Origin of the sequence: Sporolituus thermophilus DSM 23256 (genome assembly GCF_900102435.1) — a bacterium.
GTDB lineage: Bacteria > Bacillota > Negativicutes > Sporomusales > Thermosinaceae > Thermosinus > Thermosinus thermophilus.
Genome location: NZ_FNBU01000016.1, coordinates 32,592 through 54,221, shown reverse-complemented (window position 1 = coordinate 54,221; position 21,630 = coordinate 32,592). Strand labels below are relative to the sequence as shown.

25 protein-coding genes and 1 riboswitch are annotated in these 21,630 nt (G+C 56.8%); of the genes, 23 read left to right on the top strand and 2 right to left on the bottom strand.

Annotated elements, in window-relative coordinates:
• The first annotated feature begins 45 nt into the window (after positions 1-45).
• From BLQ99_RS10185 to nth, 10 genes are all read left to right on the top strand, one after another.
• On the top strand, positions 46-513 hold the full coding sequence (locus tag BLQ99_RS10185) for a hypothetical protein (RefSeq protein WP_093690646.1): 468 nt from the start codon (positions 46-48) through the stop codon (positions 511-513).
• Positions 507-1,070 carry a hypothetical protein gene (locus BLQ99_RS10180; protein WP_093690644.1) on the top strand — a complete coding sequence of 188 codons (564 nt, stop codon included), beginning with the start codon at positions 507-509 and terminating at the stop codon, positions 1,068-1,070. The genes BLQ99_RS10185 and BLQ99_RS10180 overlap by 7 nt, the downstream gene beginning before the upstream one ends.
• A gap of 16 nt (positions 1,071-1,086) precedes the next feature.
• Positions 1,087-1,647: a 4Fe-4S dicluster domain-containing protein gene (locus BLQ99_RS10175; protein ID WP_093690642.1), complete on the top strand. Its 561-nt coding sequence runs from the start codon at positions 1,087-1,089 to the stop codon at positions 1,645-1,647.
• Positions 1,648-1,659: 12 nt separating this feature from the next.
• Complete coding sequence (locus BLQ99_RS10170) at positions 1,660-2,817, top strand: aminotransferase class V-fold PLP-dependent enzyme (RefSeq protein ID WP_093690640.1); 1,158 nt, start codon at positions 1,660-1,662, stop codon at positions 2,815-2,817.
• The gene (locus BLQ99_RS10165) at positions 2,814-3,083 is read left to right on the top strand and encodes a putative Se/S carrier protein (protein WP_093690638.1); all 270 of its coding nucleotides are present in this window, start codon (positions 2,814-2,816) and stop codon (positions 3,081-3,083) included. Before BLQ99_RS10170 ends, BLQ99_RS10165 begins: the two co-directional genes overlap by 4 nt.
• A 5-nt stretch (positions 3,084-3,088) precedes the next feature.
• Positions 3,089-3,811, top strand: a complete 723-nt coding sequence (tatC, locus tag BLQ99_RS10160) for a twin-arginine translocase subunit TatC (RefSeq protein ID WP_171904653.1) — start codon at positions 3,089-3,091, stop codon at positions 3,809-3,811.
• A gap of 6 nt (positions 3,812-3,817) precedes the next feature.
• The gene (locus BLQ99_RS10155; protein ID WP_093690634.1) at positions 3,818-5,815 is read left to right on the top strand and encodes an FAD-dependent oxidoreductase; all 1,998 of its coding nucleotides are present in this window, start codon (positions 3,818-3,820) and stop codon (positions 5,813-5,815) included.
• Positions 5,816-5,828: 13 nt separating this feature from the next.
• The gene (locus BLQ99_RS10150; protein WP_171904652.1) at positions 5,829-6,767 is read left to right on the top strand and encodes a 4Fe-4S binding protein; all 939 of its coding nucleotides are present in this window, start codon (positions 5,829-5,831) and stop codon (positions 6,765-6,767) included.
• Positions 6,768-6,782: 15 nt separating this feature from the next.
• Positions 6,783-7,535, top strand: a complete 753-nt coding sequence (gene tatC / locus BLQ99_RS10145; RefSeq protein ID WP_093690630.1) for a twin-arginine translocase subunit TatC — start codon at positions 6,783-6,785, stop codon at positions 7,533-7,535.
• A gap of 118 nt (positions 7,536-7,653) precedes the next feature.
• A complete protein-coding gene (gene nth / locus BLQ99_RS10140; RefSeq protein WP_093690628.1) occupies positions 7,654-8,295 on the top strand; it encodes an endonuclease III in 642 nt (213 codons plus the stop codon).
• 82 nt (positions 8,296-8,377) lie between these two features.
• Here nth and BLQ99_RS15305 read toward each other — a convergent pair whose 3' ends face one another.
• Complete coding sequence (locus tag BLQ99_RS15305) at positions 8,378-9,559, bottom strand: methyl-accepting chemotaxis protein (protein WP_281240887.1); 1,182 nt, start codon at positions 9,557-9,559, stop codon at positions 8,378-8,380.
• Positions 9,560-9,605: 46 nt separating this feature from the next.
• Positions 9,606-10,277 (bottom strand): metal-dependent hydrolase, encoded by a 672-nt coding sequence (locus BLQ99_RS10130; protein WP_093690626.1) that lies wholly within the window; start codon positions 10,275-10,277, stop codon positions 9,606-9,608.
• A gap of 180 nt (positions 10,278-10,457) precedes the next feature.
• Between BLQ99_RS10130 and mobB the strand changes: the two genes are divergently transcribed.
• The 13 genes from mobB to BLQ99_RS10065 all read left to right on the top strand — a co-directional run bounded on the left by mobB (position 10,458) and on the right by BLQ99_RS10065 (position 21,630).
• Entirely contained in the window at positions 10,458-10,949 is a 492-nt protein-coding gene (gene mobB / locus BLQ99_RS10125; protein ID WP_093690624.1) for a molybdopterin-guanine dinucleotide biosynthesis protein B, read from the top strand.
• A gap of 34 nt (positions 10,950-10,983) precedes the next feature.
• Complete coding sequence (moaA, locus tag BLQ99_RS10120) at positions 10,984-11,958, top strand: GTP 3',8-cyclase MoaA (protein WP_093690622.1); 975 nt, start codon at positions 10,984-10,986, stop codon at positions 11,956-11,958.
• Positions 11,959-12,041: 83 nt separating this feature from the next.
• Positions 12,042-12,151: riboswitch (molybdenum cofactor riboswitch) on the top strand.
• A gap of 43 nt (positions 12,152-12,194) precedes the next feature.
• The gene (locus BLQ99_RS10115; RefSeq protein WP_093690620.1) at positions 12,195-13,916 is read left to right on the top strand and encodes an aldehyde ferredoxin oxidoreductase family protein; all 1,722 of its coding nucleotides are present in this window, start codon (positions 12,195-12,197) and stop codon (positions 13,914-13,916) included.
• A 130-nt stretch (positions 13,917-14,046) separates the two neighbouring features.
• Entirely contained in the window at positions 14,047-14,241 is a 195-nt protein-coding gene (locus BLQ99_RS10110) for a hypothetical protein (RefSeq protein WP_093690618.1), read from the top strand.
• Positions 14,242-14,246: 5 nt separating this feature from the next.
• Positions 14,247-15,482: a molybdopterin molybdotransferase MoeA gene (locus BLQ99_RS10105; protein ID WP_093690616.1), complete on the top strand. Its 1,236-nt coding sequence runs from the start codon at positions 14,247-14,249 to the stop codon at positions 15,480-15,482.
• Positions 15,483-15,496: 14 nt separating this feature from the next.
• Positions 15,497-17,437, top strand: coding sequence for a molybdopterin biosynthesis protein (locus BLQ99_RS10100; RefSeq protein WP_093690614.1), 1,941 nt, complete (start codon positions 15,497-15,499; stop codon positions 17,435-17,437).
• 21 nt (positions 17,438-17,458) lie between these two features.
• Positions 17,459-17,695 carry a MoaD/ThiS family protein gene (locus tag BLQ99_RS10095; protein WP_093690612.1) on the top strand — a complete coding sequence of 79 codons (237 nt, stop codon included), beginning with the start codon at positions 17,459-17,461 and terminating at the stop codon, positions 17,693-17,695.
• The gene (locus tag BLQ99_RS10090) at positions 17,631-18,401 is read left to right on the top strand and encodes a HesA/MoeB/ThiF family protein (RefSeq protein WP_093690610.1); all 771 of its coding nucleotides are present in this window, start codon (positions 17,631-17,633) and stop codon (positions 18,399-18,401) included. Before BLQ99_RS10095 ends, BLQ99_RS10090 begins: the two co-directional genes overlap by 65 nt.
• Positions 18,402-18,412: 11 nt before the next feature.
• A complete protein-coding gene (gene moaC, locus BLQ99_RS10085) occupies positions 18,413-18,895 on the top strand; it encodes a cyclic pyranopterin monophosphate synthase MoaC (RefSeq protein WP_093690608.1) in 483 nt (160 codons plus the stop codon).
• The gene (locus BLQ99_RS10080; protein WP_093690606.1) at positions 18,896-19,336 is read left to right on the top strand and encodes an MOSC domain-containing protein; all 441 of its coding nucleotides are present in this window, start codon (positions 18,896-18,898) and stop codon (positions 19,334-19,336) included.
• The gene (locus BLQ99_RS10075) at positions 19,329-19,826 is read left to right on the top strand and encodes a MogA/MoaB family molybdenum cofactor biosynthesis protein (protein WP_093690604.1); all 498 of its coding nucleotides are present in this window, start codon (positions 19,329-19,331) and stop codon (positions 19,824-19,826) included. Before BLQ99_RS10080 ends, BLQ99_RS10075 begins: the two co-directional genes overlap by 8 nt.
• A 41-nt stretch (positions 19,827-19,867) precedes the next feature.
• The gene (locus tag BLQ99_RS10070) at positions 19,868-20,569 is read left to right on the top strand and encodes an ABC transporter permease (RefSeq protein ID WP_093690602.1); all 702 of its coding nucleotides are present in this window, start codon (positions 19,868-19,870) and stop codon (positions 20,567-20,569) included.
• The gene (locus BLQ99_RS10065) at positions 20,569-21,630 is read left to right on the top strand and encodes an ABC transporter ATP-binding protein (protein ID WP_171904651.1); all 1,062 of its coding nucleotides are present in this window, start codon (positions 20,569-20,571) and stop codon (positions 21,628-21,630) included. The genes BLQ99_RS10070 and BLQ99_RS10065 overlap by 1 nt, the downstream gene beginning before the upstream one ends.

Sequence of the window (21,630 nt, the reverse complement as noted above, 5' to 3'; positions counted from 1 at the left end):
CCAGTAGCGCCAACTGGCATACCCGTCTTATGAGGAGGGGTCGCAATGCGTCGAATAACGCCGGTGGTAATGGGGGCGACGGCGGCGGCGCTGGCGGTGAGCGCCCAAGCGTTTCTGGCAATGCAGCCGCCGCCGGCCTACGGGCTGTGCGTGGTCTGCCATGGCCGGGACCTGATTATTTGGTTTGCCGCCAAACTTACCGGCGGGGAAATGATCGTCGCTGCCGCATCGCAAACATGGCCTTTGTTAACAGTAGTTGGTATTGTGCTGGGCGCCTGGTATGCAGCCCGGTCCCATGACGAATACAGGACCCAATGGATTGAACCGCCGGTAACCGCCTTTTTCTGCGGCATGGCAATAATGATTTTGGGGCTCGTAATCATGGCTTGTCCAGCTAGGCTGCTACTCCGGGCCGCCTACGGCGATTTTATTGGCGCCGCCGGCGCCGCCGCCGTCTTCCTGGGCACGGCGGCGGCTACGCTGGTCATGCGCTGGAGGGCAAAACGATGTTGACGCCGTTTATTTCTCTGCTTTTCGGTTTTATTATTGGCTATATGGCCCAACGGTCGCGGATGTGTTTTATCGGCGGCTTGCGTGATTATGTTTTGGTCCGCGACACTGAACTGCTAAAGGGATTATTTAGTTTTGTCCTTACGGCGGCCATTTTATTTCCCCTGGTAAATGCCTTGGGCGGCGATACTCCCGGTTATCCCTGGTATAACCGGGAAAAAGCCAAAACGGCGATCGAACTGGCCCGTGACTACTATGCCTTTGCTGCTTGCATGATTCCGGACGAGCTGCTGCTTGTTGTGCAGGCTGCTCTGGACAACACCGTGAAAGGTATCCGGCTGCCGGGTGGCATGATTCTAACTTACGCCGCCGTGACGGCGATCGCCGGGGGCCTGGGGATTGGCTATCTTTCGACGGTTGTCAATGGCTGTCCCCTGCGGCAGCACGTTATGGCGGCGTCGGGCAATAAAAGCGCCCGCGTCTACCTTTGTGGTTTTTATGCCGGCGCGGTAGTTTACACATACTGGCTGTACCCCTTTGTCAGCAAACTGCTTCCCTAGCAAGGAGGTGACTTTTTTGCAAGTCACACGGCGTACCTTTTTAAAAATATCAGGGACAGCAATTGTCACAGCGGCTGCCTTCGGCGCCACCGGCGCGTTGCCAGTCAATGCCGAGCTGGTAAGGCCGCCGGGCGCGGTGGCGGAAGCGGACTTTCGGTATTTGTGCCTGCGTTGCCACCAGTGTATCGACACATGTCCGGAAAAAGCGCTGGCTTCGGCTCACTTAGGTGATGGCTGGAGCAACGCCGCCACACCGGTGCTGGCCTCGGGCTGCACGCTGTGCATGAAATGCACCCAGGTCTGTCCCAGCGGGGCGCTCACGCCCATAGCGCCGCAAGCAGCGAAAATGGGCACGGCGGTGATTTTAGAAAAAGAATGTGTTGGCTGTGACAAGTGCATTAAACCGTGTCCAACCGGGGCCATCAGTAAAGTGCCGGGCAAACGGCTGGTGCAGGTCGACCCGGCGAAATGCACCGGCTGTATGAACTGTGTAAAAGCCTGTCCGGTAACACCGGTAGCCATCAAAGTAACGGCAGCAGGGGCCAAGCGTCTGCCTTTCAGCGCTGCCAAGGGGTGAGCGAGGTGCGCCATGCCAATCTATCTTGATAATGCCGCAACGTCATGGCCGAAGGACCCGGCCGTGCTGGCGGCGATGGCTGAGTATCTGGCCGCAGCCGGTGGCAATCCCGGCCGCTCGGGCCACACCATGTCGGCCGCCGCTGCCCGGATCGTTTTTGATGCCCGGGAGAATATCGCCCGCCTATTTTTCTGTGCCGCGCCCGAGCGGGTGATTTTTACCAAAAATGCCACTGAAGCGCTAAACATGGTATTATTTGGCTGTCTGAAACCAGGCGACCATGTAATAACAACCAGTATGGAGCATAATGCCGTTATGCGGCCGTTGCGCCGGTTGGAAAAGGACGGCGTTCATCTGACCGTTGTCCCTTGTGACAGTACCGGCCAGCTTGAACCGCAGGCGGTGCGGCGGGCTATAACCCCTCGCACGCGGCTGGTGGTCATGACCCATGCGTCCAATGTGGCCGGTACGATCATGCCGATTGCCGAGGTGGGCCGCATTACCCGGGAAGCAGGCGTGCTTTTTGCCGTCGATGCCGCGCAAACGGCGGGCAGCGAAGAGATTAACGTTGCTGACGACAATATAGATTTTCTGGCCTTTACCGGTCATAAGGGCCTTGGTGGGCCGCAGGGGACGGGGGGATTGGTTATCGGGGAAGGGGTTGAGCTGCCGCCGCTAATTTATGGCGGCACCGGCAGTTTGTCCGAGTCGGAATACCAGCCCGATTTTCTTCCCGATAAGCTGGAAAGCGGTACGCTCAATGCCGTCGGAATCGCCGGTCTCGGCGCCGCCGTGGCGAAGCTGAACGCGGGTGACCTGGACGGCATCAGATGGCATAAGCGGGAACTGATGGCGAAACTTATAGCCGGGCTGCAGGATATCCGGGGTATAACCATATATGGCGCCCGAACGCCGGCGCATAATGCCGGGGTTATCTCCATAAATATGGCCGGCATGGTCTGTTCTGAAGTCGGTCTGGTGCTGGACCGCGTGTTCGGCATTATGACCAGAACGGGTTTGCATTGCGCGCCGGCGGCCCATAAAACGCTGGGGACTTTTCCCCAAGGGACCGTCAGGCTCAGCGTCGGCCCATTTACGACTGCGGCGGAGATCGACCAGACGCTTAACGCCTTAAGCCAAATCGCGGAAAAGGTACGGTGCGGTCTATGAGTTTGCTTTGCGGAATTATAACCTTTTATTCCTCCCAACATGCCGTTCAGGCCGAGAAAGTGTTGGCCCGGGAGGGATTCACGGTCGAACTGATACCGGGGCCGAAAGACATCAGCCCTAACTGCGGCGTGGCGCTAAAATGCGACCGCGACCGCCTGCTGGCGGTCGGTGAAACGCTGCGCCGGCATCAGGTAATGTTTGAAGCCTGTCATGAATATTGTCTCCAGCAGCAAAAGTCGCTGCTTGACAAACTGCTAGGGCGGTGACGGCGGTGGACCAAACACGGCTAAGCCTGGTCGAACATTTAACAGATCTGCGCAAGGCGATCATTGTTGCCCTGCTTTCGTTGCTCATTGCCACCGCGATCGGCTACTGCCTGGCGCCGTCCCTGTTTATAACTCTGAAGAAAGTGCTGCCTGTCGCCAATATTGTTTATTTCGGGCCCATCGACGGCTTGTACCTTCATATCCGCCTGGCGATACTTTTAGGATTAGTGTTGGCGTTCCCGGCCATTGCCGCAAGCCTGGTCTGGTTTGTGGCTCCCGGCTTATACCGGCAGGAAAAGGCGGTGCTTCTGTCTGGCGGGACAGTGGCCGTGGCGCTCTTTGGCCTGGGGGCGGTTTACTCCCTGTTTGTGCTGCTGCCACGGGTCATGGACTTTTTGCTTGCCTTCGCCCCTGCCGGCATGATGCCGTTAATTGCCGGGGAAGAGTATCTGAACTTTATTGTTTCTTTTCTCGTTTATACCGGCCTTGCCTTTAATCTGCCCCTCTTATTCTTTGTCCTGCTACGGTACAACCTTGTATCGCCGGCCTTTGTGGCCGGCCAGCGCAAGGCTTGTTTCGGGTTATTGACCGGCCTCACGTTGTTGCTTGCGCCAGGAGGAGACCTTGCTGCGCAGCTATTGCTCGCGCTGCCCCTTTATCTCTTATTTGAAGTTGCGCTGTATACGGCCAGACTTGTCAAAAAGTACAGTATTCAGTTATGGAGGTGATCAGCCGTGGACCAGAAAGTCCTGCTTGAAGTTACGGTCAAGGGCCAGGTACGGCGGCCCGGCGCCTACTCCGTCCAACCCGGCCATAATCTGCTTGATATTATCTTTGGTTATGCCGGGGGAATGGCGACAAACCGGTTTTTGTTAAAAGCCATACTAGTCGGCGGGGCAGCTGGCCATTTTGCTGGTGAGGCGGAGCTGCAGCAGCCGGTCAGCCAGTCGCAGGAAATTATGGTCTTTGACGAAGGTAGCTGCCTAGTCAATGTCGTCCGTCTGCTGCTGGTTTACAACCACGTTACGCTGCTCAATTCTAAAGAGGCCGGCTGCCAGGTATGTACCGCCGCCACGGCCGAAGCGGTCAAACTGCTGGAACGCCTCACCACTTCGGTAGGAACCGCGCGGGATGTGGCCGAACTGGCCCGGATCGCCGGCAGCCAAAACCCGGATTGTCCCAGCCGCTGCGCCGCTCTCCGGCCGCTTAAAACGGCAATGGCCTTATGGCCGGACGAGTTTGCCGCCCATGGCACCGGACGGTGTCCGGCCAGCATCTGCAGCGAGCTTATGCTAAGTCCCTGCGTCAATTCTTGTCCGGCCAACGTGGATTTGCCGGGGACAATTGCCCTTATGCAAATGGGGAAATTCGGCGATGCCATAGCCTTGGGCCGGCATGATAATCCTCTCTTTTTAACATGCGGCTATGTCTGTGAAGAGCCGCCCTGTCAAAAAAACTGCAAACGGTTTAATTTTGACGAGGCGGTCTATTCGCAAAGTTTGCACCGCTATGCCGGCGACGAGGCAGTCAGGCGGACTGGTTCGTTAGTCAAGGCATTGACCCATCCTACCCTCAAGCCGGGACCAGCAACCGGTAAAAAAGTGGCGGTTGTCGGCGCCGGGCCGGCTGGTCTGGCGGCGGCCTATTTTCTGGCCCGCTTAGGCCATAAAGTGACGGTCTATGAAAAAAATGACGCCGCCGGTGGGATGGCAGCTTATGGCATACCGGCCTACCGTTTGCCCCGGACGGTATTGGCGGCGGAAGTCGCGGCCATCATCGCCCTGGGCGTGGAGCTTAAAACCGGCCAGGCACTGGGGCGGGAGATTACTCTTGCCGGTCTAAAAGAGCAGTATGACGCGGTGTTGTTGGCAATTGGCGCCGGCGCCAGCCGTCGCCTGGGCATCCCGGGCGAGGACTTGCCGGGCGTGATGCCGGCGCTGGCGTTTCTCCACCAGGCAGCAACTGGTGGAGCAGTGGAGGTTGGCCGTCGCGTTCTTGTCGTAGGCGGCGGCAACGTGGCGGTCGATGCGGCCCGGACGGCCCGCCGGTTAGGGGCTGAGCAGGTGGATATGATGTGTGTTGAAGACCGGTTCGAAATGCCGGCTACCGTGCACGAAATCGCGGGCGCCGAAGCGGAAGGGGTGCGCATTAAGGAGCTGGCCGTACCGGTCGAATTCAGCGGTGACGGTCGGGTGGCGGCGGTGCGCTACGCGCCGGTCGTGCCCGGTCCCTACGATGCCAAAGGTCGGCGCTGGCCGCCTAAGGTATTGACTGACCAATGCCGGGAAGCGGAATATGATACGGTTATCGTGGCCATAGGCCAGGCCCCTGATCTGGCCTGTCTGGCTGACGCCGGCATAACGCGGAACGGGCCGTTTATCGCCCATACCGGCGGTCAAGCAATCGGCTTGTCCGCCATCTTCGTCGCCGGCGACTGCGGCGGCCCGGTCAACACGGTGGTAAAAGCCGTCGGTTCGGGCAAGGAGGTAGCCTACGCCATCCATAACCATCTCACCGGCCGTACCGACCGGCTGACATCGCCGCTGCGCGGGCAACTGGGCTGCTATACCGGCGATTATACCTGCCTGCCGGCGAGCCGGGTACAAATGCCGGAACAAGACGCGGCAAGCCGGACGGGGAATTTTGACCTCGTCGAATTGGGACTGAGTGATGAACAGGCCAGGTATGAAATGTTGCGCTGCATCTGTGCCGCCAAAGGCGGTGTGCAATAAGGGGGATAAAAACATGACGCCCAAACAGCTGAAATTGGCGCGTACTGTCAGTCAAGTTGTCTTTTTTCTTTTGCTTGTTGTGGTTTTGACCGGTGCTTTTTGCGCGGTGCGCCTGGGCGGCAGCGCTAATTTCACTTGCTCGTTAGGCATGCTGCAGTTGACGCTGGGGGCAAGAGAGATACTGTGGGGGACGGTTATTTCGGGCAGTTTGCTTCTGATTGTCACCGTGCTTTTGGGCCGGGTTTTCTGCGGTTGGGTGTGTCCCTTCGGCGCCGTCCTCGATTGGCTGGGTAAACCGCTGTCCCGGCTGCGGCTGGCCCGTAACAAGGTACCACCGGCGCTCCTAAGTCCCGATAACCGTCACATTAAGTATGGCGTGCTGGGCGGGGCGCTGCTCGCCGCCGGCATGCTGCGCTATCCCGCGTTTTGTGCTCTTTGCCCGATAGGCACGACTTGCCGCAGTGTCGGTCTGCAGGGGTTAAATATAGGGCTGGAGACGGCCGTGCTGCCGTTGGCCGCCGGTTTGGATACGGTGCGCAAGCGTTTTTGGTGCAAAGTGCTTTGCCCGATTGGGGCCCTCTTAGGCCTCTTTTCCCGCTTCAGCCTGCTTAAAATCCGCTTGCCCTGGGACCGCTGTACCGGCTGCAGCCGTTGTGAACAGGCCTGTGCCATGGATAACCGGCCGCATCATGGCGGGCATGACCGGCTTAAAACCGACCCGGCGGTGCTGACAGCCCTTATTGAGCTGGGCGTACCTGATTTGCTTGACCGCCCCGGGCGGTATGAGGACTACCCGCAAAGCATAAAGGACCTGCTCAAGCAAAAAATGAGAAGCCTGGCAGTGGACCATAGCGAGTGTTCGCGCTGCTATTCCTGCCTGGCCGTCTGTCCGGTCACGACCCGGGAGGCAGCTCCAAGCGTCGCGGTTCAGCGCAGCGGCCTAAGCGCCTAAAAGGAGCAGGCTAAGATGGAAAGCCAGGAATTTTACAGCCTGCTGAGCCACATCATTGCGCGGGCCCGCCGCCGTCTGTTATGGTTGATCATGCTGTTGGCCGGTACCAGCGCCCTTGGCTATTGGTGGGCCGACGGCGCCATGAAATACATGTTCAGGATGGTCAGACAGGTGATTTTTGTTAGCCCGGCCGAAGCTTTTGTCACTAAAATCAAGGTGGCATTGACAATCGGCCTGGTCCTTGCCCTGCCGCTACTACTTTATCTGCTGATTGGCACGGTGCGCGCCAGGGTGAAGGGGCTGACGCCTACTACCCATGTTTTACTCACCGTTGTCAGCTTTGGGCTGTTTACCGGCGGTGCGGCCTTCTGCTATTATGCCGTATTGCCGGTCGGTATTCAGTTTTTACTGGACTTTGCCACCTTGGAGATGCAGCCGCTGCTCTCGGCCGGGCGTTTTATTTCGTTTGTGCTTATGTGTCTGTTGGTTTTCGGGATAATGTTTGAACTGCCCCTGGTCATCATGCTGTTGACCTCCGTGGGGATATTGACGGCGGAAAAACTGCGGGCCAAGCGACGCCATGCGATTTTGGGCGTTTTTATCATCGCGGGGATCATTACGCCGTCGCCGGATGTCCTGTCGCAAATTCTGCTTGCGCTTCCGCTGCTGGCCCTCTACGAGATCGGGATTTTTCTCACCCGGTTTTGTAAGCGGCCCGTTGAGCGCCTGCCGGAAATACCGGCCGACCAGCAGCAGCTTTTTATGTAGGGTAAAAACGCTATCTTAGACTTGGTGCAGCCAGGTCTTTTTTTCTATATGCGACTATTTCGCTCATACTAAATTTGTAGTAATATGATATTATTCGGTCAACTGGAGAGGTACGGGTATGCGTGTGACCAAAGTGGTAAAGCAGCAAATGCTGGCGATATTAGCGGAACATTACCGGGGCGCGACGACGGCGCTTAACTATTCAACGCCTTTTGAACTCTTGATCGCCGTGATTTTATCCGCTCAGTGCACCGACGAGCGGGTCAACATCATTACGGCCCGCCTTTTCCCGCAGTACAATACGCCAGCCAAAATCCTCGCGCTGGGGCAGGATAAACTGGAGGAATATATCCGGGACTGCGGCCTGTTCCGCAGTAAGGCCCGCAACATCATTGCCACCTGTGAGATACTTTGCCGTGCTTATGGCGGGGAAGTTCCCACCCGTTTTGAAGATTTAATAAAATTACCGGGAGTAGGCCGCAAAACTGCTAATGTAATTGTAAGCCAATTATTTGGTACACCGGCCATTGCGGTCGACACCCATGTGTTTCGGGTAGCCAACCGGACGGGGCTGGCCAAAGGCAAAACGCCCCGTGAGGTAGAAGAAGGGCTGATGCGGGTCATACCCAGGCAGGACTGGGCGGACGCCCATCATTGGCTTATCTGGCATGGCCGCAAAGTTTGCAAGGCCCGCCAGCCGGCCTGCGACGTCTGTCCGCTGAACGGTCTCTGCCCGAGCCGGGAAGATGCAACTAAATAATAGGTAAAAAATAAAAGGCAATCAACCGACCATGGTTGACTGCCTTTTGTTTAAGAGCTTTTACAGTGGCTCTGCGCTTGACTTAGACGTGTAGCAGCTTTTCAACAGAGCCGAGCAGTTTATCACTGATACCACTGATACTTTCCAGGGATTTCGCTATTTTCATGAGTGAATTGTTTTCTTGTCGGGATGCCTGGACAATGCCGGCAATATGTCGCTGGGTAGTCGTCATATCGTCGGACAGCGCCGTCAGGGCGGGGACGATATTGGCTACTACTCCCTGAATTTCGCCGACAGAGTGACGAATGGTATCAGTAGATTTACGGCTTTCTTCCGCCAGTTTGCGCACTTCCTGCGCGACAACGGCAAAGCCGCGCCCGTATTCGCCGACCCGCGCCGCTTCGATGGCGGCGTTCAGGGCTAATAAGTTGGTCTGGCCGGAGATATGCTTGATGGTGTCGGCGATGCCGCCGATGTTATGGGTTGCCGCCGCCAAGGTCTGGGAAATGTCTACTGTTTGCCGGATTCTGGCCATCTGCCGGCCAATATGGTTATCGATATTTTGGATGGTTGCCGCTGTTGTGTCAATCGACCGGGAAACTTCTGCGGTAATTGCCGTGATTTCCTGGAGTTGGTAATTTAGCTGATTGGATATGGCGGCCACTTCTGTCGCCAGTTGGCGGTGGGCAAAAAGGGTCAGCCACCGAATGACGGCGCATACGGAGTCGGCGGTAGCCACCCGCCGGGCGCCGATGATTTTGACGTCGGGGGGCAGATAGTGGCGGTACCGGCTGAGCAGGACCGACCCGGTGCCGACGATTTTTTCCGCCCCGATGATGTAGCGAGCGTCCTGCAGCAGCATCGCAAGTTCGGACTCAGACAATTCGTCGTAGGGCGCGTATTGAAACGTTACCTGATTAATGCCTATATCCTGGCAGTATTTAGCGATTTTGGCCGCCTGGGCGGTATTGTTATTGAACACCGTTACTGTCTCGCCATGCGGAATTTGGGCCACCTGGACGAAAAACGCCGCGTCGGGCACCAGCTCGAGGGCCACAATTTTGTCGCGGGGAATTTTCTGGGCCGCTTCGTCCACCCGGGTGGGCAGGCAAATAAAAAGGTCGGCAACCTGATGGTCCGTTAAAGCCTTTATGGCATAAGCGCGGCCTTCCAGACCAGGGATAAAATGGCGCGCCGCTTCCAGCAGCTCGTCGGCCACCAGTTGACTGCTGCCTACTGTTGCGATGCGTGCGATAGCGCTCAAGTTTATCACCTTTTTTCGTTTGTTTAGTATGTGGGAAAATGGCGAATTATTTTAAGGTTAAAACTTGGCCGGGCTGCATAATATGTACCGGCGTCCCATAACGTGTTTCCACCTGGCGCTTGAAATCTTCAGGCGACTGGGCGATGAGCGGCCAGGTATTATAGTGCATGGGAATGACATTTTTCGGTTTTAACAATCCTACTGCTTCCACGGCATCTTGCGGCCCCATGGTAAAGTTGTCGCCGATGGGCAGCAGGGCATAGTCGATTTTTTCCAGACGGCCCAACAGTTCCATGTCGGCGAACAGGCCGGTATCACCGGCAAAGTAGACCGTCGTGCCGTGGAAATTGACTATAAAACCGCAGGCGTGACCCCCAGGAACGCCGGCGCCATGAAAGGCGAGGGTTATGCGGACATAGCCGAAGTCAAAAGAGTGCTTGCCGCCGATGTGCATGGCATGGCTGTTAACACCCTGTTCACCGCAGAGACGGGCCACTTCAGCCGTGGAAATGACGGTAGCGCCGGTACGCTTGGCAATGCGCACCGCGTCGCCAAGATGATCAAAGTGGCCGTGGGAAACGAGAATATACTGGCAGTTTACTTCGTCCGGACCGGCAATTTTAAAGGGATTATCTGCCAGATAAGGGTCGAACAGAATCGTTGTTTGGCCGTCACTCAGTTCGAAACAAGCATGGCCCAAAAAGCGTAAGGTCGTCATGCAATCACCTCGTCCCAAAATTTTCTAAATAAGATATTCGCTTTTTTCCAGCCGAATCCTTTTGCCAGGCATCAGCTATTATTATACCTGGCAGCAGCGAATTTTTATCCGCTCCATGGCAGGGCAGCAGCAGGAAACGGAGAACTAAATATACAACTTGCAAAAAATTGGAGGAGATTTATGGTTCCGGTGATTTCCATCGTAGGCAGGTCTAATTGCGGCAAAACCACCTACCTTGAAAAGCTGATTCGGGAAATGAAGCGGCGCGGCTATAAAGTTGGCACGATCAAACACGACGTCCATGGCTTTGATATGGACAGACCGGGCAAGGACACCTGGCGGCACGCCCAGGCCGGCGCTGACGTGGTCTGCATTTCGTCGCCCGCTAAGATGGCCATGATTAAAAAAGTTGAGCAGGAGTTGACGCTTGACGAAGTTGTGTCGTTCGTAGACGGCGTAGATATTATCTTTACCGAAGGTTATAAACGGGAGGGAAAACGTAAAATTGAAGTCTTCCGCCAGGCCGTCTGCGACCGGCCCTTATGCGGCAAGGAAGAGCTGCTCGCCGTCGTATCCGATACCGTCCTCTATAACGATGTGCCCCACTTCGGCCTTGATGACGCGGCGCCGCTGGCCGACTTTTTGGTCGCTCACGTTCTGACAAAGGCCTAGAATGGATCGAATTCTACCAACGGGAGGTGAGGTAATGCGCGACGGTTATAACCGCTGTATCGACTATCTCCGCATCTCCGTTACCGACCGCTGTAATTTCCGCTGCGCCTATTGCATGCCCCCTGACGGCGTGAAGCTGCTGGATCACGCCGATATTCTGGCTTACGAGGAAATACTGTATCTGATCAGAGTCTTTAACAAATACGGGGTGAACAAAATTCGCCTAACGGGCGGCGAGCCGCTGGTACGCAAGGGGATTGTCGATTTTATTCGCGCCATTAGCTCGCTTGGCATTATTGATGACCTGTCACTGACAACCAATGGCAGCCTGCTTGCGGATATGGCTGAAGACCTTAAAGCCGCTGGGCTTCACCGGGTCAACGTCAGCCTGGACACGGTCGATCCTGAGCGGTTTCGGCGCATCACCGGGAGCGCCAGTCTGGAGCGCACGTTGGCCGGGATTGAAAAAGCTATCGCCGTCGGCCTGCATCCCGTTAAGATTAACGTCGTATTAACCAGTGCCTTTATGGACAGCGACCTGAGCTATTTTGTCGAGATGGTTTACCGCTACCCGATCGCTGTCCGGTTTATCGAATATATGCCGATCGGCTACAACGGAACCGGGCCGGGAATGACGCCGGCAGAGGTTAAAAACCGGCTGAATGGCGCCGGTCTGGGGATGCTGGAGCCGGCGGCGGGCAGTATTGGCAACGGTCCGGCCAAATATTTCCGCTTGCCGGGAGCCAAGGGTCTCTTTGGTTTCATTACTCCGCTTACGGAACATTTCTGCAGGGCTTGCAACCGCATGCGGCTGACGGCCGACGGCAAGCTGCGGCCTTGCCTTTTAGCCAACCGGGAACTGGATCTCAAAACGCTACTTAGGGCCGGAGCAAGTGAACAACAGGTCGGCGAAGTTTTTCGCCAGGCGCTGTCGGAAAAGCCGGCCGGGCATAATTTAGCGGCCGGGCAACCTAGTTTTCAGCGAAAAATGTCGCAAATTGGCGGATAAAAAAGGCCCTGATTGGGAAAAGATAGCAGGAATTTACAAAAAATTGCCGTACTTTAGAAAATAACAAACGCATAGTAATATAAGGTGAGAGTGAGTTCCGAGTTACCATTGCCGTCCAGGCGTGGTAAACGTAAGGGTATGGGGAGAAATCCCCATGCCTGCCAGTGCGCAAAGGAAGTCCGTAACGGGCTTCTTTTTATTTTTTAATTAATTAATAATTTACAGGGAGGGGTTTGATGTTTTACCGTGTAAACATGGCTACTTTGACCATTACGCCGGAAGACGGGGCGGCGTATAAGGGGCTTGGCGGCCGGGCGCTAACTTCACGCATTGTTAGCGCCGAGGTGGACCCTAACGCTCATCCGCTGGGCAAACTGAACAAACTGGTATTTGCTACCGGACTGCTTTCCGGCACGGGTGCTCCAAATGCCGGCCGCATGTCGCTCGGGGCCAAGAGTCCGCTGACAGGCACCATCAAGGAGAGCAATGTCGGCGGCGCCATGGGCCACAAACTAGGGCGGCTGGGAGTTGAAGCCATTATCGTGGAAGACCTGCCCCAAGATGATAAAACTTACGTGCTCAAGGTTGACAAAGACGGATTAGCCCTTATCGAAATGCCTGAGCTAAAAGGGCTAAACATCTATGATACCGTTGCCAAATTGCAAGCAAAGTTTGGGGAAAAAGTAGCGATCGGCGTAATCGGCACGGCCGGTGAAAATAAGATGGCTTCGGCCTGTGTTGGTTTTACCGACATGGAAGGAGCGCCCACCCGGCAGGCGGGCCGCGGCGGTCTTGGCGCGGTCATGGCCAGCAAAGGGCTTAAGGCGATTGTCGTCGATGACACGGGTGCAAACAACGTTTCTTTTGCCGATGAAGCCGCCTTCCGGGCCGGAGCGAAAAAACTGGCCAATGCCCTGCTGAAACATCCGGTTACTTCGCAGGGGTTGCCGACCTATGGCACTGACGTTTTAGTCAACACCCTGAGTGAAGCCGGCGGCTTGCCAACCCGCAACTTTAGCGTTGGCCGCTTTGAGGGAGCCAACAATATCGGTGGCGAAACACTGCATGCCGTTTGCAAGGAACGGGGTGGCAAAACCGGTCACGCTTGTTCGCCCGGGTGCATCATCCGCTGCTCGAATATTTATAAAGACGCGGCCGGAAATGTGGTAACCGGCGGTCTCGAATATGAGAGCTGCTGGTCGTTGGGCGCCGATTGCGGCATTGATAATCTGGACGACATCGCCGTTCTTAACCGTATGTGCGACGATTATGGCGTTGATACCATCGAGATGGGTGTCACGTTGGGCGTGGCCATGGAAGCCGGCCTGGCCCAATTTGGCGATGGCAAAGCGGCTATAGAACTGCTTAAGGAAGTAGGCAAAGCCAGCCCGCTTGGCCGTATTCTCGGCGCCGGCGCCGCCGTTACCGGCAAGGCCTTCGGCGTCCGGCGCGTGCCGGTTGTGAAGAGCCAGGCCATTCCGGCTTATGACCCGCGGGCCGTCAAAGGCATCGGCGTAACTTACGCTACTACTACCATGGGCGCCGACCATACTGCCGGTTATGCCGTTGCCGCCAATATTCTCGGGGTGGGCGGCAAAGTGGACCCGCTTAGTCCGGCCGGCCAGGTCGAACTTTCGCGGAACCTGCAAATCGCTACTTCTTTCCTGGATAGCACCGGCCTCTGCTTGTTTGTGGCCTTTGCCATTCTCGATATTCCCGAAGGGCTTGACGGTATCGTGGAAATGTGCAACGCCCGCTATGGCTGGAACAAGTCGCTTGATGATTATCTGGAACTGGGCAAGCAAGTCTTGCGCGATGAGCGTGGGTTCAATAAAGCGGCAGGCTTCAACGACGATGCCGACGACCTGCCCGACTTCTTCCGTAGCGAACCACTGCCACCGCACAATACCGTTTTCGATGTGCCGAAAGAGGAGCTCAAATCGCTCTTTAACTTCTAATTTCTTAACCTAAAACCGGACCCGCCGTTGGCGCGGGATCCGGTTTTTATTTTGCTTGCTGGAGGAATAAAATGGAATTTGGTGAATTAATATCTATAGTATCTTATTTCGTATACAGGAGGCCGGGCCAGTGCAAGAATTGCGGGAAGAACTGCTCAACAAAGTACGGGCAGCGGCGCCGGACGGGAAGCTGTCCTGTGCCGCCGCGCAGGAATTGGCGCAAAGCGAAGGCGTACCGCCGCTCGTTATAGGCAGGGCGGCCGACGTTTTGGGAATTAAAATTCGCGACTGCCAATTAGGGTGCTTTGGCGCCCGCAAGGAGTGAATGCCGTGGATTTTTTCAACTGTCAGACGCTGGCTGAGGCACGCCGGCTTGTTTTGGCCCATGCCGCTAGCGCCGACATCGGCAGCGAGACTGTGGGACTGGCCGCCGCGGCAGGGCGCATTGCTGCGGCTGATTGCCTTTGCCGCGAAGAGCTGCCGTCTTTTCCCCGGTCTACGGTAGACGGCTATGCCGTGCGCAGTGCCGACACCTTTGCCGCCGGGGAAGGAATACCGGCGCTGCTAACCGTCATCGGCGAAGTTGCCATGGGACAGACCACTGCCTTAGTCCTGGGTCCGGGCCAGGCGGCAGCCGTTCCAACCGGGGGCATGCTGCCCAGCAATGCCGACGCTGTCGTCATGCTGGAGCATACGGAACGGGTGGATGATCGAACCTTGCTGGTAACAAAACCCGTTGCGCCCGGTGACAATAGCATTGCCCGCGGCGAGGATGCCACGACCGGTACCGTGTTGGTGCGGCAGGGACAGAAAATAGCTCCCCTGGATATTGGCGTGTTGGCGGCCTGCGGTTTTGCCGAAGTGAGCGTTTACCGACGGCTCAAAGTTGGGGTCTTATCCACCGGCGATGAAATTGTCGATGTGTCTGCTCTACCCCAGCCGGGTCAGGTGCGGGATATTAACTCGTACACGCTAGCGGCCTTGCTGGAGGCCTCCGGTTATACCGCTATACGCTACGGCATAATCGGCGACAACTACGCAAGTTTGCGGCAGAAGTTGGCTGAGGCGGCAGCCGCATGCGACGCCGTTATGGTTTCCGGCGGCAGCTCGGTCGGAGCGCGGGATTATACGGTCAAAGCGATCGAAGCGTTAGGCGGTCCGGGGGTTTTGCTCCACGGGATTGCCGTTAAACCCGGTAAGCCTACGATATTCGGCATGGTCGGCGCCGTACCTGTTTTTGGGCTCCCAGGACACCCCGTTTCGGCGTTGATTATCTATCACCAATTGGTTCGGCCGGCGCTTGCCGTCATGGCGGGGGAAAAGGTGCAGAGAGTGTTTAGAGTGCCGGCCAAGATAAGCCGCAACGTTGCGTCCGCGCCGGGGCGGGACGAAATCATCCGGGTGCGGCTATTGCCCAAAGACGGCGAGTATTGGGCCGAGCCGGTCTTCGGGAAATCAGGGCTTATTTGCACTATGACGGAAGCGGACGGACTCGTCGTTATCGCCCCGGAAAAGAGCGGCCTTTATGCCGGTGAACAAGTGGAAGTGGAAATGCTACGATGCTGAGAAGGAGACATGCCATGCATAACGGGAAAGTATATCTGGACTGTATGCCGCGCCAGGAGGCCGAGGCGCTATGGCGAAAAGCCTTGTCGTCCGCGGGCTACTTCGCCAGGCTGCCGGCGGAAGAAATCGCCGTAGAACAAGCGCTGGGGCGGGTGACGGACTGCGCCGTTTATGCGGTGCAGTCGGTCCCGCATTACAATGGGGCGGCGATGGACGGCATTGCGGTCCGGGCCGAAGATACGTTTGGGGCAACCGAGCGGCAGCCGAAAAAACTGCGCGTGCTGCCGGCCGGCGGCCCTATTCTCCCCGGGACTTGCTGCGTCGTGGATACGGGTGATGTCTTGCCACCGGGGGCCAATGCCGTCATAATGGTCGAGGATGTCCACTTTGCGGAAGGTTATGCGGAAATTGCCGCTGCTGCCGCGCCATGGCAGCACGTTCGGATTATCGGCGAAGACATTGTCCAGGGCGAAATGATTGTACCGGAGCGGCATGTAATCGGGCCAGCCGATATTGCCGCGTTACTGGCAGCCGGACTGGAACGAATCAAAGTTACGGCCAAGCCGCGGGTGGCCATTATTCCTACCGGCACCGAAATTGTGGCCAGCCGGCAGGAGCTGGCGCCGGGGCGGATTTTGGACATTAATTCGCCGATGTTGGCGGCGGCGGTACAAGTATGGGGCGCTCAGCCCGTGCGGCGCAAAATCGTAAATGACGACCGCGCGGCGCTGGCTCAGGCCGTTTCCACCAGCCTCGATGACTGCGACATGGTGATTACGATCGCCGGTACCTCGGCTGGCACGGAAGATTACACTTTCTCCGTGATGTCCGAGTTAGGACAGGTGCTGGTTCACGGCGTAGCCATTAAGCCCGGCAAACCGGTCGTATTGGCGGTGTGCCGAGGTAAACCGGTTGTTGGCTTACCCGGCTACCCTGTTTCGGCAATGCTGACGGCCGAATTATTCGTCCGCCCCGTTTTACTGGCCCGCCAAGGCCTGCCGATGACGCAGCCTAAGCAGGTGGAAGCTAAACTAGCACGCCAGCTTTTCTCGACCATCGGGGTAGAGGAATATGTCCGTCTTTCGTTGGGCAATGTCCAGGGTCGGATCGTAGCCGCGCCGCTGGCCCGCGGGGCGGGACTTATTTCCTCGCTGACCAGGGCGCGCGGGTTAATGGCCATCCCGGCCGAAAGCGACGGTCTGGCTGCCGGTACTGCCGTTACCGTTAACTTGTGCAGTCCGAAGTCAGAACTGGAACGGCAGGTTTTGGCCGTGGGCAGTCATGACTTAGCCCTTGATTTACTTGGGATGCACCTGCGCCGCCATGGCGGACACGTTCTTTCTTGCGCCAATGTGGGCAGTATGGGCGGCATCATGGCCATCCGCAACAACGAAGCCCATTTGGCCGGTATTCATTTATTGGATGAAGAAACAGGCGAATACAACTTGCCCTTTGTACGGCGGTTACTGGCGGGGCGCAAGTGTATGGTCGTTCATCTCGCCAGGCGCGAGCAGGGCCTGCTCGTCGCCCCTGGCAATCCGAAGGGAATTCGTTCGCTGGCCGATTTAATGAACCCCGGGATTATGTATATTAACCGGCAGCGCGGTTCAGGGACGCGGATGCTGCTTGACTATGAACTGCGCCGCCTGGGGATTGACGCCGGACAAATTCAAGGCTATGAAAAAGAAGTAGCTACGCACATGGCCGTAGCTGCCAGTATCGCCGGCGGTGCCGCCGATGCCGGATTAGGGATCAGGGCGGCGGCGCAGGCGTTAGGGCTGGATTTTATTCCGATTGCCAGTGAACAATATGACTTAATATTAAATTTCGCGGACGATGACGAGCGGCGGGAAAAAATAATTGCCGTGCTGCGCTCGGACGGTTACCGGCGGGAAGTGGAGGCGTTGGGCGGTTATGATGCTTCCCGCGCCGGGACGGTTTTATGGGTTGATTAAGTTTGAGAGGGTGTTTAACTGATGGTTATCGAAGTAAGGTTATATGCCACGCTGCGCCGGTATAGCCCTGCCAGCGCTACCGGCATTGTTATGGTCGATGTTCCCGATGGCATTACCGTCGATGAACTGTTAGCGGAAATGGAGATTGACCGGAATGAAGTAAAAATGATTATGGTTAACGGCATACATTCCGATGGCAATCGGATGTTGGCCGACGGCGATCGGGTCGGTCTTTTTCCGCCGGTCGGGGGTGGTTAAGCTGAAAGATGGTGCGGTGCCTGAGCGTTACCAGCGCAATATCGGAACCATCGGCGTTGCTGGCCAGGCCCGGCTGCTGGCAAGCACCGTGGCCATTGTCGGCGCCGGTGGTCTGGGCGGACTGGTGATCGAACTGCTGGCCCGGGCCGGAGTTGGGCGGCTGAAAATTATCGATGGCGACAATTTTGCCCTCCATAACCTTAACCGGCAAATTCTCGCAACGATGGCTAATATTGGTCAAAATAAGGCGGTGGTTGCCGCCGCACGGGTAGCAGCCATTAACCCGGATGTTGAAGCGATCGCCGTGCCTTGTATGTTGGACGAAAAGAATGCGCAAAGTTTCCTCGCCGGTGTGCAGGTGGTCGTCGATGCCCTGGACAATATCAAGACCCGGCTGGTGTTAGCGGCGGCAGCGGCCAGGCTGGGCGTGCCATTGGTCCATGGCGCCATTGCCGGCTGTACCGGCCAAGTCATGACCGTTTTTCCCGGCGACCCCGGGCTGGCGCATGTCTATCGGGGAATGACCGGGGCGGAGCGCGGCGTAGAGGCGCTGCTTGGCAATCCCGCGCCGACGCCGGCGCTGGCGGCGGCTCTGCAGACGCAGGAAGTCATAAAAATCCTGACCGGCCTTGGCCAGCCCATCAGGAATAAACTGCTTTACTTCGATACCGAGCAAAATATCTTTGAATTTTTTCATTTCACATAGAGGTGGCTGAAGTGGAACTATCCCATTTTAATGAAGCCGGCAAAGCCCGAATGGTAGACGTTACCGCCAAAGACGATACGGTGCGGGAAGCTGTTGCCGAGGGCAGGGTAACAATGCGGCCCCAGACATTGGAACTGATTAAAAAAGGGGCGATGGGCAAGGGCGATGTTCTCGCCGTAGCCCAGGTGGGAGGCATTATGGGCGCCAAACGCACCTGGGAACTTATCCCCATGTGCCATCCGCTGCTGCTTACCGGTGTCAATATTGAATTTACCCTGCGGGAAGAAATTAGCGCCATCGATATTCGCGCCACGGTCAAGACGACCGGCAAAACAGGGGTCGAGATGGAAGCTCTTACCGCCGTATCCGTAGCCGCTCTTACTATTTACGACATGTGTAAGGCCGTAGATAAGGATATGACGGTGGAATATATCCGCCTGACAGCCAAATCGGGAGGCAAGAGCGGCAATTATCAGCGAGAGGAGTCGGTATGAGTGCGCGGGAAAATTGTAGCCGTTTGCATAAGTAAAAACAAAGGTGAGCGCAAGACAAATATCGGGACAGGTCGATTGTTGACCGGCCTTGGCCTGGAGGGGGATGCCCATGCCGGCTTTCAGCATCGCCAGGTTAGTTTGTTGGCGCTTGAGAGCATCGAAAAGATGCGGCAAAAAGGGCTGGACGTTAAGCCGGGCGATTTTGCCGAAAACCTAACCACCGCGGGGATTGAACTCACGACCCTGCCGGTAGGCACCAGGCTGAAGATCGGTGATGCCCTGCTGGAAGTCAGCCAAATCGGCAAAGAATGCCATACTCGCTGCAGCATTTATTACCAAGCCGGCGACTGCGTCATGCCGAAAGAGGGAATTTTCGCGATCGTTGTACAACCTGGCGTAGTCTCGGTCGGCGATACCATTGAGGTGGTTAACAATGTTTAGCATCGGAATTATCACGGCCAGTGACAAAGGTTCGCGGGGCGAGCGGGCGGACATGAGCGGCAAAACTATTGCCGAGATGCTGGCCGGTCTGGGAACGGTTAAGCATTATGTAGTTGTTCCCGATGAGCAGGCGGTCATTAGCCGGGAGATTATCTACATGGCCGATGAACTCAAGATCGATCTGATTCTCACCACCGGCGGCACGGGACTTGGGCCGCGCGATGTTACGCCAGAAGCCACCCTGGCCGTGATTGACCGGCAAGTACCCGGCATCGCCGAAGCGATGCGGGCCAAATCGCTGGAAAAAACTTCGCGGGCGATGCTGTCCCGCGCGGTTGCGGGCATACGCGGCCGCACCCTGATTATCAACCTGCCCGGCAGCCCTAAGGGCGTGCGGGAATGCCTTGAAGTTGTACTGCCGGCTCTGGAACATGGGCTGGCCATTATGAAAGGCGAAGCCGGTGAATGTGGCAGCGTCCCGGCCCAATAGACCGGTAAACAGGCTGTATAATAGATGATTGAAGGTATGATATGAAAAATTTCTGGGATGGCTTGATACAGGCAATTGCCCTGCTGGTTAGCGGCGACGCCGAAGTATACCAGGTAACGCTGCTCACACTGTTTGTTTCCGGAACGGCAACACTCATCAGTGTGGCAATAGGGCTGCCAGTCGGACTGTGGCTGGCCTTCCGCGACTTTCCCGGCAAAAATATTTGCTTGAGCATTATCAATTTTGGCATGGGTCTGCCGCCGGTAGTGGTTGGCCTTGTTGTCAGCCTGCTGTTCTGGCGCTATGGGCCTTTGGGCATGTTTGGTCTGATGTACACGCCCTGGGCAATGATTATCGCCCAGGCGCTAATTGCCAGTCCGATTGTCGCCGGACTGAGTTTTGCCGCCATTGCAGGCTTGAACCCCAAACTGCGCTGGCAATTATTATCGCTGGGGGCGACGTCCTGGCAAGCCAACTGGCTGCTTATCCGCGAAGCGCGGCTGGGACTGCTGGCCGCCGTAATGGCCGGTTTCGGCGGCGTTGTTTCCGAGGTAGGGGCGTCTATGATGGTCGGCGGCAATATTAAAGGCCAGACCAGGGTGCTTACAACGGCAACGGTGATGGAGGTCAGCAAAGGGAATTACGATATAGCCTTGGCGTTTAGCTTTATCTTGCTGATGCTTGCCTATGCCGTCATTATTCTGCTGACTATTTTGCAGCAAAAAGGAAGGAAGGCATGGTAATGCAGCCTGTTCTGCGGATGACAGGGGTGAAGGTCAGGCGCCAGGGACGGACAGTGCTGGATATTGACCATTTCGCCGTAGCGCCGGGCGAATTAGTAGCCATTATCGGCCCCAACGGCGCCGGTAAGAGCAGTTTGCTGCAGGTACTCAATCTGCTTTTGCCGTATTGCGGCAAGTTGGAACTTTTTGGCCAAAATGCGGCCACGGCGCAGCCCCTTACGGTGCGGCGGCGCTGCGCCATGGTTTTTCAGGAGACGCTGCTGCTGGACGGAACGGTATTTGAGAATGTCGCGCTCGGTCTAAAATTCCGCCGCCTGCCCAGAGAGGTCGTCAACGACAAGGTTGCCGCGGCCCTCGATGTTTTTCACTGCCGTCACTTGGCCGACCGACAGGCTGCACGTCTCTCGGGAGGTGAAGCGCAGCGGGTCTGTTTGGCGCGGGCTCTTGTCACCGACCCGGAATTACTCCTGCTCGATGAACCGTTTGCGGCCCTCGATCCATCCACCAGGACCGCTCTCCTTACCGAACTGCGGCAGCTTGCCCAAGCACGGTCCATGACGGTACTCTTGGTAAGCCATAATTTTGCCGACGTCCTGTACTTTGCTGACCGGGCCGTAGCCATGGCCCATGGCCGCATTATTCAGGACGACTATCCGGAAGCGCTGCTCAGACATCCGGCCAACGAAATAGTAGCCAGATTGGTAGGGATGGATAATATTTTTGCCTGCACCGTTGAACCCGGGAGCGAGCAAACGGTAGTGCGGCTGACCGAGTCCATCTGGTTTACGCTGCCCGGCCGGCACGAGGCGGTCCGGTGCTGCTTGCCGGCAGACGCCATCTATCTCTGGGACGAACGCTTGTCGTTTGCGCGGCCGCCCTGGGTGGTGGTGGACGGCATTGTTCGCCAAGTCGTCCCTGGCATCGGCGCCGAACGGATAATGGTGCAGGCGGAAGGCATTGTATTTACCCTGCTGGCGCCGCGCCGGCAGGATACGAACCGGCTGCAAGCGGGCGTGCCGGTACGGCTGGCGTTTCATCCGGCCGATGTTCACCTGCTATAA

What these genes read in the sequence shown, in the direction of transcription:
- BLQ99_RS10185 (WP_093690646.1), top strand. Translation starts at nt 46, where the DNA reads ATGCGTCGAATAACGCCGGTGGTAATGGGGGCGACGGCGGCGGCGCTG.
- BLQ99_RS10180 (WP_093690644.1), top strand. Translation starts at nt 507, where the DNA reads ATGTTGACGCCGTTTATTTCTCTGCTTTTCGGTTTTATTATTGGCTAT.
- BLQ99_RS10170 (WP_093690640.1), top strand. Translation starts at nt 1,660, where the DNA reads ATGCCAATCTATCTTGATAATGCCGCAACGTCATGGCCGAAGGACCCG.
- BLQ99_RS10165 (WP_093690638.1), top strand. Translation starts at nt 2,814, where the DNA reads ATGAGTTTGCTTTGCGGAATTATAACCTTTTATTCCTCCCAACATGCC.
- BLQ99_RS10150 (WP_171904652.1), top strand. Translation starts at nt 5,829, where the DNA reads ATGACGCCCAAACAGCTGAAATTGGCGCGTACTGTCAGTCAAGTTGTC.
- tatC (WP_093690630.1), top strand. Translation starts at nt 6,783, where the DNA reads ATGGAAAGCCAGGAATTTTACAGCCTGCTGAGCCACATCATTGCGCGG.
- nth (WP_093690628.1), top strand. Translation starts at nt 7,654, where the DNA reads ATGCGTGTGACCAAAGTGGTAAAGCAGCAAATGCTGGCGATATTAGCG.
- BLQ99_RS10130 (WP_093690626.1), bottom strand. Translation starts at nt 10,277, where the DNA reads ATGACGACCTTACGCTTTTTGGGCCATGCTTGTTTCGAACTGAGTGAC.
- mobB (WP_093690624.1), top strand. Translation starts at nt 10,458, where the DNA reads ATGGTTCCGGTGATTTCCATCGTAGGCAGGTCTAATTGCGGCAAAACC.
- moaA (WP_093690622.1), top strand. Translation starts at nt 10,984, where the DNA reads ATGCGCGACGGTTATAACCGCTGTATCGACTATCTCCGCATCTCCGTT.
- BLQ99_RS10115 (WP_093690620.1), top strand. Translation starts at nt 12,195, where the DNA reads ATGTTTTACCGTGTAAACATGGCTACTTTGACCATTACGCCGGAAGAC.
- BLQ99_RS10100 (WP_093690614.1), top strand. Translation starts at nt 15,497, where the DNA reads ATGCATAACGGGAAAGTATATCTGGACTGTATGCCGCGCCAGGAGGCC.
- BLQ99_RS10095 (WP_093690612.1), top strand. Translation starts at nt 17,459, where the DNA reads ATGGTTATCGAAGTAAGGTTATATGCCACGCTGCGCCGGTATAGCCCT.
- BLQ99_RS10090 (WP_093690610.1), top strand. Translation starts at nt 17,631, where the DNA reads ATGGCAATCGGATGTTGGCCGACGGCGATCGGGTCGGTCTTTTTCCGC.
- BLQ99_RS10075 (WP_093690604.1), top strand. Translation starts at nt 19,329, where the DNA reads ATGTTTAGCATCGGAATTATCACGGCCAGTGACAAAGGTTCGCGGGGC.
- BLQ99_RS10070 (WP_093690602.1), top strand. Translation starts at nt 19,868, where the DNA reads ATGAAAAATTTCTGGGATGGCTTGATACAGGCAATTGCCCTGCTGGTT.
- BLQ99_RS10065 (WP_171904651.1), top strand. Translation starts at nt 20,569, where the DNA reads ATGCAGCCTGTTCTGCGGATGACAGGGGTGAAGGTCAGGCGCCAGGGA.